7 protein-coding genes are annotated in these 8,297 nt (G+C 55.3%); 5 read left to right on the forward strand and 2 right to left on the reverse strand.

What is annotated here, in order from left to right:
- Nucleotides 1-3: 3 nt before the first annotated feature.
- Together ACEWZM_RS13765 and ACEWZM_RS13770 are read left to right on the forward strand one after the other, a co-directional pair.
- Nucleotides 4-897, forward strand: coding sequence for a TIM barrel protein (locus ACEWZM_RS13765; RefSeq protein ID WP_414006973.1), 894 nt, complete (start codon nt 4-6; stop codon nt 895-897).
- 11 nt (nt 898-908) lie between these two features.
- Nucleotides 909-2,066, forward strand: coding sequence for a Gfo/Idh/MocA family protein (locus ACEWZM_RS13770; protein ID WP_414006974.1), 1,158 nt, complete (start codon nt 909-911; stop codon nt 2,064-2,066).
- 66 nt (nt 2,067-2,132) lie between these two features.
- On the opposite strand, the gene ACEWZM_RS13775 is transcribed toward ACEWZM_RS13770, so the two are convergent.
- Nucleotides 2,133-3,134: a LacI family DNA-binding transcriptional regulator gene (locus tag ACEWZM_RS13775; RefSeq protein ID WP_414006975.1), complete on the reverse strand. Its 1,002-nt coding sequence runs from the start codon at nt 3,132-3,134 to the stop codon at nt 2,133-2,135.
- Nucleotides 3,135-3,363: 229 nt separating this feature from the next.
- Here ACEWZM_RS13775 and ACEWZM_RS13780 point away from each other — a divergent pair, with 229 nt between their 5' ends.
- The 3 genes from ACEWZM_RS13780 to ACEWZM_RS13790 all read left to right on the forward strand — a co-directional run bounded on the left by ACEWZM_RS13780 (nt 3,364) and on the right by ACEWZM_RS13790 (nt 6,286).
- On the forward strand, nt 3,364-4,314 hold the full coding sequence (locus ACEWZM_RS13780) for a sugar ABC transporter substrate-binding protein (protein ID WP_414006976.1): 951 nt from the start codon (nt 3,364-3,366) through the stop codon (nt 4,312-4,314).
- 63 nt (nt 4,315-4,377) lie between these two features.
- Complete coding sequence (locus ACEWZM_RS13785) at nt 4,378-5,499, forward strand: ABC transporter permease (RefSeq protein WP_414006977.1); 1,122 nt, start codon at nt 4,378-4,380, stop codon at nt 5,497-5,499.
- Nucleotide 5,500: 1 nt separating this feature from the next.
- Complete coding sequence (locus ACEWZM_RS13790) at nt 5,501-6,286, forward strand: ATP-binding cassette domain-containing protein (protein ID WP_414006978.1); 786 nt, start codon at nt 5,501-5,503, stop codon at nt 6,284-6,286.
- A gap of 93 nt (nt 6,287-6,379) precedes the next feature.
- On the opposite strand, the gene ACEWZM_RS13795 is transcribed toward ACEWZM_RS13790, so the two are convergent.
- Entirely contained in the window at nt 6,380-8,296 is a 1,917-nt protein-coding gene (locus ACEWZM_RS13795; protein ID WP_414006979.1) for a beta-galactosidase, read from the reverse strand.
- Between the last annotated feature and the right edge of the window lies 1 nt (nt 8,297).

An 8,297-nucleotide genomic window follows, 5' to 3' on the forward strand; every position in this document is an offset into this window, starting at 1 on the left:
CAAATGACGATCAGAATTGGCAATGCCCCATGTTCATGGGGGGTAGAGTTTGCGCAGGATCCTCGTAATCCTGATTGGCGCAATGTTCTGAAGGATTGCGCCAAGGCCGGCTACAAAGGTATCGAATTGGGTCCGGTCGGGTATATGCCCGAAGACCCCGCTGTTCTTCGAGATGCACTGGCAGAATATGATCTTGAACTGATTGGTGGCGTGGTTTTTCGTGCCTTCCATGATCCTGATCAGTGGGATGATGTTCTGGACGGAGCGCACCGAACCTGCAAAGCGTTGCAAGCGCATGGTGCTGAGCATCTGGTGCTGATCGATTCCATCTCAGCACGCCGGGCACCAACGGCTGGCCGTGCCTCTGAGGCGGAGCAGATGGAGACTGCAGAATGGATAGCGTTTCGAGATCGGTTGGCTACAGTCGCACAGATCGGGAGTGAAGAATACGGGCTGACGGTTGGTATCCACGCCCATGCGGCAGGGTTCATGGACTTTGAACCGGAATTGGAACGCCTGCTGAATGAGGTCGACGAAACTATTCTCAAAATCTGTTTTGATACCGGACACCACTCATATGCTGGATTTGATCCCGTAGCTTTTATGAAACGGCATATTGATCGTATCAGCTATATGCATTTCAAGGACATCGACCCCAAGGTGAAGGCCGATGTAATCGCCAATCGGTCAAACTTCTACGATGCCTGTGGTCAGGGAATTTTCTGCAATCTCGGAGACGGGGATGTCGATTTCCCTGCGGTAGGCCAATTGCTTATGGATAAAGGGTTTTCCGGCTGGTGCACTGTTGAACAAGACTGCGACCCAACGCTCGACCCAGATCCGCTTGGTGATGCGGGGGCCAACCGTGAATATCTTGAATCCATCGGTTTCAACTAGGAGACAGCACCATGGTAAAACTGAAATGGGGCATGATTGGCGGTGGCGAGGGCAGTCAAATCGGACCGGCTCATCGCTTGGGGGCCGGGCTGGATGGCGTGTTTGAATTTGTGGCAGGAGCCTTGGACCATCGTCCAGAGAAGGGGCGTGCATATGGCCAGCGTCTTGGGCTGGCGGCGGATCGCGCTTACGGAAATTGGCAGGAAATGCTGGAGGGGGAGCGTACCCGCGATGACCGGGTCGATCTGGTCACGGTAGCAACTCCAAATGCAACGCATTTTGAAATTACCAAGAGTTTCCTTGAAGCCGGGTTTCACGTCTTGTGCGAAAAGCCAATGACTATGACCGTCGAGGAAGGCGAAGAGATCGTCAGGATTGCCAAGGCGCAGGACAAGATTTGTGCCGTGAACTACGGCTACTCTGGTTATTCGCTTGTGCGTCATATGAAGGCCATGGTCACACGTGGCGACTTGGGCAAGATCCGGCTTGTAAAAGCTGAATTTGCCCATGGGCACCACGCAGATGCTGCTGATGCGGATAACCCACGTGTGCGCTGGCGCTATGATCCGGCACAGGCGGGAGTCTCTGCACAGTTTGCCGATTGCGGTATTCATGCGCTGCATATGGCTAGTTTTGTGATCGGGCAGGAGTTGGAGCGTCTCTCGGCAGATACGGTAAGCTGTATCGAAAGCCGTGTTCTGGAAGACGATGCTATGGTCAATCTGCGCTTTGATGGTGGTACGGTTGGGCGGCTCTGGACATCATCGATCGCGATCGGGCGTCAGCACGGGCTGACGTTGCAGGTGTTCGGCGAAAAAGGCGGCCTGCGCTGGTCTCAGGAGCAGCCGAACCAGCTCTACTGGATGCCCCTTGGTGAGCGGCTGCAGGTCATTGAACGCGGTGAAGAAAATCTTAGCTCCGAAGCGGATCGTACCAGCCGTGTAACGATTGGTCATGCTGAGGGGATGCCACTCGCATTTGCCAACATATACAGTGACCTAGCCGAGGCTATCCGTGCGGATAAAGCAGGCCGCCCGATGGATCCTGCTGCAGATCTCTATCCTCGGGCTGTGGACGGGTTGCGATCCATGGCAGCCGTCTTTGCAGTCGCGCAAAGCGGTGAAACGGATGGCGCCTGGGTCGATGCCCGCCCACCGATGTTTCGTTGAGCGAATAATTTGAAACATGTAAGAACACTGGCCGGCGTCGGTGCTCTTACTACTATTTTGCCCTGTCTACGTCGCAAGCGCTTTTAGCGTGCCTCGATCTACCACATGGCATGGAAAAATACGTGCTTCTGGATAGCGGTCCGGTTCATCAAGCATCGCCACGACAAGCTCTATCGACGAATTGACGATTTGCTCAATTGGCTGATGGATCGTTGTGAGGTCGATATTCTCCCAGCGCGCCATTTCCATATCGTTGAGGCCAATTACACCAATATCCTGTGGTACGCTTAGCCCCTGTTCGCGGATTGCACTGAGCGCACCGATGGACAACACGTCATCGCCACAGAAATAGGCTTCTGCCGGGTCTTCTTGCAGAAGGCGTAACATTTCTTGGCGACCTGCCTCGAATGAATAGTCGCCGGCAAAGCTGTATGAGGTCGCGATTTCCGGATGCATCTCCATCTCGTTGGTGAACCCTTTACAACGATCCTGGGTCGAGGTCGCGGCTTGCGGTCCACCCATAAAGGCCAGCTTGCGATAACCACGCGCGATTAAGGTTTGAGCAGCCATGCGCCCGCATTCGACGTTGTCGATGCCCACGACATGCACCTGCGGGGTGGAAGATGAGCGGCCAAAACTGTGAACGACTGGGACACCGGCATCGCGAAATGCCTTTGCAAATCCTGGTGGCAGCGTAGAGGATGCCACAACAACACCATCGACAGAATATTGTCGCAGCATTCGTACCGAATTTTTCGGATCGGTTTCGTCTGACAGGTTAACCAGGAGCGGTCGCAGTCCTTTGTCTTGCAGGCGCCGCGTAAATCTGTCGAAGACTTCCAGAAAGATCGGATTGTGAAAGTTGTTGGAAACCAATCCTATCAGTTTGGTGCGCCCCGTTGTTAGTGAAGACGCGAGAGCATTGGGGCTGTAGCCCAGTTCCTGCGCAGCTTTCTCTACCTTGCGGCGCATTTTTTCCGATACGGATGCGCCGTCGGTAAAGGTGCGCGATACCGCTGATCGCGATACCTGCGCCCGTTCTGCTACGTCTTTTAGCGTTACAGCCATTCCTGATCTTCCCATTGCCGGGGCCCAATATCGGCCCATCCGCATGTTTTGCATCCGGTCACGCACCGGATCAGATCATCTATCGCGGATCCTGCCTGACTTCAGCAGAAAAAATGCTGACACAAATTGCAACCGGTTGCAAACGAAATGGAATCGTGGTTATCCTTATCTTCGATGCGAATGGGACCGCCCGGACGCGATCATGACGGTAAAACTTTGGGAGGAAAGAATGACGTCAATCTTCAAAACATTCATGCTGGCGACAACGGTAGCAGCAGCGCCAATGATGCTGGCCACAACGGCTTCAGCCGAGGGTGAGAAGTACATCCTTGTCAGCCATGCGCCGGATAGCGATAGCTGGTGGAACACCATCAAGAACGGTATTGCCTTGGCGGGCGAACAGATGAACGTTGAGGTGGAGTATCGCAATCCGCCCACGGGCGATCTGGCAGACATGGCCCGGATTATTGAACAAGCGGCGGCCTCGGGTCCCAACGGAATTATCACAACGCTGTCTGACTACGACGTTCTGTCAGGTCCGATCCGCGCTGCGGTCGACAGTGGGGTTGATGTGATCATCATGAATTCTGGCACCCCAGATCAGGCGCGTGAAGTCGGTGCCTTAATGTATGTCGGTCAGCCGGAATACGACGCGGGCCACGCCGCAGGGATGCGTGCCAAGGCTGATGGCGTTGGCAGCTTCCTTTGTGTGAACCACTACATTAGCTCACCTTCTTCGACCGAGCGTTGTCAAGGTTTTGCCGACGGTTTGGGTATTGAGCTTGGCGATCAGATGATTGATAGCGGACAGGATCCAGCGGAGATCAAAAACCGCGTGTTGGCGTATCTGAACACCAACCCCGAAACCGATGCGGTTCTGACCCTCGGGCCGACTTCCGCAGATCCCACCATGCTGGCGCTTGACGAAAACGGCATGGCTGGCGACATCTATTTCGGAACCTTTGATCTGGGCGAGGAAATCGTCAAAGGGTTGAAATCCGGGGTGATTAACTGGGGCATTGATCAGCAGCCATTCCTGCAAGCGTATCTGCCAGTCGTAGTTTTGACCAACTACCATCGGTATGGTGTACTGCCTGGCAACAACATCAACTCCGGCCCAGGTTTCGTGACTAAGGATGGCCTCGAGAAGGTGGAACAGTTCGCAGGCGAGTACCGGTAATCATCTCCCCTATGGGTGGGCGGCCTTTGTAAAACGGCCGCCCTTTTTTTCAGAGAGAGCACTATGTCTGACGCACAAACCCAATTTGCGGATGATGAGCGGATTAAGAGCCGCTCAAAGTTCCGCGAAGCCCTGATCCGCCCGGAGTTGGGAGGTATCATCGGTACCATCTCTGTGTTCGCAATGTTTCTTGTTTTTGCCGGTGACAGCGGCATGTTCAGCAGCCAAGGGGTGATGAACTGGAGCCAGATCTCGGCGCAGTTTATGATCATTGCCGTCGGTGCCTGCCTGCTGATGATTGCGGGTGAATTTGATCTGTCCGTTGGCTCAATGATCGGGTTTGCGGGCATGTTGATTGCCATTTTCAGCGTCACGCTTGGCTGGCCTGTGTGGTTGGCCATTCTGGTGACCTTCGTACTGGCGATGGCGATTGGCGCGCTGAACGGATTCATCGTGGTACGCACCGGATTGCCCAGTTTCATCGTGACGCTGGCGTTTTTGTTCATCCTGCGCGGTTTTGCGATTTACCTGCCACAAACCATTGAGCGTAAAACTATTATTGGCGGTGTTGCAGACGCTGCTGAAGGCGATTGGCTGGCCGCATTGTTCGGGGGCAAAATCCTGACAGGTCTGTTCCAGTGGTTTGGTGATAATGGATGGATCGCGGTTTTTGAACGTGGCACACGCAAGGGCCAGCCGGTTGTCGATGGCCTGCCGATGCTGATCGTCTGGGCTATCTTGTTGGTCGTCATCGGTCATGTGATCCTGACCCGGACACGGTTTGGCAACTGGATCTTTGCCGCCGGCGGCGATGCAGAAGCCGCGCGCAATTCGGGCGTTCCTGTGAACCGGGTCAAGATCCTAATGTTCATGTGTACGGCCTTCTGTGCGACCGTTTTCGCGACTTGTCAGGTAATGGAATTTGGTGGTGCCGGGTCTGATCGTGGCCTTCTGAAAGAATTTGAGGCCATCATTGCCGTGGTGATCGGCGGTGCTTTGCTGACAGGCGGATACGGCTCGGTTCTTGGGGCTGCACTTGGGGCTCTGATCTTTGGTGTTGTACAGCAGGGGCTGTTCTTTGCCGGGGTTGAGAGCTCACTGTTCCGGGTTTTCTTAGGATTGATCTTGCTGTTTGCGGTCATCCTCAACACCTATATCCGCCGCGTCATTACAGGGGAGCGCTGATATGTCTATGTCTCAACCCTTGATCCAGATGCAGGGTATCGAAAAGCACTTTGGCAGCGTTATTGCTCTTGCGGGAGTGTCGGTGGATATCTTTCCCGGTGAATGCCATTGCCTGCTTGGCGACAATGGTGCCGGTAAATCGACCTTTATCAAGACGATGTCCGGCGTGCATAAACCCACAAAAGGCGACATTCTGTTTGAAGGTCTGCCGTTGCATTTTGCGGATCCACGTGATGCGATCGCGGCTGGGATCGCAACAGTTCACCAACATCTGGCGATGATCCCGTTGATGTCGGTTAGTCGAAATTTCTTTATGGGCAATGAGCCAGTTAGGAAAATTGGCCCACTAAAGCTGTTCGATCATGACTACGCCAACCGCGTGACCATGGAAGAAATGCGCAAGATGGGGATTAACCTGCGAGGGCCAGATCAGGCTGTTGGCACCCTTTCCGGTGGCGAACGTCAGACTGTAGCCATTGCCCGGGCGGTGCATTTTGGTGCGAAGGTGCTGATCTTGGATGAACCAACGTCGGCGCTGGGGGTACGTCAGACAGCGAATGTTCTGGCAACCATCGATAAGGTTCGTAAGCAGGGTGTTGCTGTAGTCTTCATCACTCATAACGTTCGCCATGCAATGGCTGTTGGGGATCGTTTTACGGTCCTGAACCGGGGGCAGACTCTGGGTACAGCGAAACGAGGCGAAATCACGCCAGAAGAGTTGCAGGATTTGATGGCTGGTGGTCAGGAAATGGCAAAGCTGGAGGGGAGCCTAGGCGGCACCGTCTAACATTTGCCTCATAACCGGTAAGACCGCCATGGTATGCTATGGCGGTCTTCTCTTTTTGTTACGAGCTATCGGATCGGGTTTGATCCGGCTTGCCTAGCCGGCAAGCGGACGCCGGAGAACCCCGGCCGGTGGTAGGACGCCCACCTCTGTCTCAACTGGTTCGTCAAGATGGTTGAACCAGAACTCTTCGGTGCCCGTTTGCCGGACGCGTATTCCAGCTGGCATCCTGCGTGTCGCAAGTCCTGCACGGGTGCAGAGCGTCGCGATCAGGTGGTCCAAACCGGCACTGTCGAGCCAGCCAGCACAGTAGACACTTTTGTTGGCTGCGACAGCCACGCGCGGACCGTTCTCGGCGTGGATCAGTCCTTCCGCGGGTCCATCCAGTGTTTCCAGATACCCGGTAACTGCACCTTTTCCCTCGGCGAGTGGCACAGGCATGTCCGGTCGCAGGCTTTCGACGGCGGCGATGCAGATATCCAGATCCGCCAGTGCCGGGGGGAGTGGGTCGGTCGGGATGTTGAAGTCTGCGTCCCGTGCGCCGGTACGTGGCCCGTAAAGGACCTGACTCTCGGCAGCGGCCAACGCTGTGCGCAGGCCATCTTCTAGATGCATCAGTCCGGGGGCAAGGATTAGCGAGTAACCGTCAAAATGCCTCAGAGTTGGCGGGACGATGTCAACCGACAAACCTGCGCGGCGGAGGGCACGGTAGTGCTCAAGCACCAAATCGAAATAGCTCAATCCCTGACCGTGAGGCTGCACCTGCCAGGCCCACTCCGCATCATAGTCGAAAATCAACGCCACCGGCGCTTGCGAGGGAGCAACTGCAGGGGCGTTTATCAACTCTTCAGCCACTTGCTGCGCTTCGGAAAATGCAGGAGCCTCCGCACTATCTGGCCGTAAAAGGCCCGCGTGCAGTTGCTCTTGCGCAAAAGGTGCTTGTCGCCATCGGAAATAGCAAACGGCCTCCGCGCCATGGGCAAAAGCTTCCCAGGTCCAAAAGCGCACCATGCCGGGAAGCGGCGCAGGGTTATAGGGTGCCCAGTTCACAGGGCCTGGCTGCTGTTCCATCACCCACCAACGTCCATGCCCAACGGCACGATAGAGATCGTGGTGGAATGCTTGAAAATCAGGATCACCCTGACGGGCGTAACGGCGCTGGTTCTCAGCACTGGCACCCACTCGATCTTCTAAAAAACCTAGTGGATAGCTATCCCAGCTTGCGATCTCCAGATCATTGCCGACCTTGTAGTGATCGAAATCCGTCACCCGGCCCATATAGTTATGGGCAATCGGTGCGTCGGAATGGGCGCGCAAGATCTCGACCTGATCGCGATTGAAGGTGACCACCTGATCCGAGGAAAACCGTCGAAACGCTTGTACATGCGCAGGGTTTGGTTCTGTCACGGTCAGGTTCGGCAGGCAAATTTGGTCGAATCGCTCATAGTCCATCGACCAGAAGACGTTGCCCCAGGCGTGGTTCAGCGCAGCGATATCACTGTCATACCGAGCCTCAAGCCAGCGGGTAAATGCGGCGCGTGCAGCGGAAGAGTAGCTGAGGACCGTATCGTGGCATCCGTATTCATTGTCAGTTTGCCATGCTGCAATCCGACTACCGCGACCATAGCGCTCAGCAATCAGCGTCACGATACGACGACATTCGGTGCGGTATCCCTCGTGGCTGAAGCAATAGTGACGGCGAGAGCCGAAGCCACGGAGTTTACCGTCTTGATCCACCGCGAACATGTCGGGATATCGGTCCGCCATCCAGCGGGCCGGTGTAGCCGTCGGGGTGCCCAGCACAATTTTCAACCCGGCAGATACCAGCGTGTCGATAGCGCGATCTAGCCAGGTCCAATTCAACTCGCCAGGAGTAGGTTCGATCCTTGACCAGGAGAACTCGCCGATCCGGACCCAGGTCAGGCCCAGTTCAGCCATACGGGTGGCGTCTTTGTGCCAGATCTCTTCCGGCCAGTGTTCAGGATAATAGCAGGTTCCAAGGGTGCGCTGCATG

Origin of the sequence: Phaeobacter cretensis (assembly GCF_047372505.1) — a bacterium.
Taxonomy (GTDB): Bacteria; Pseudomonadota; Alphaproteobacteria; order Rhodobacterales; family Rhodobacteraceae; genus Phaeobacter; species Phaeobacter cretensis.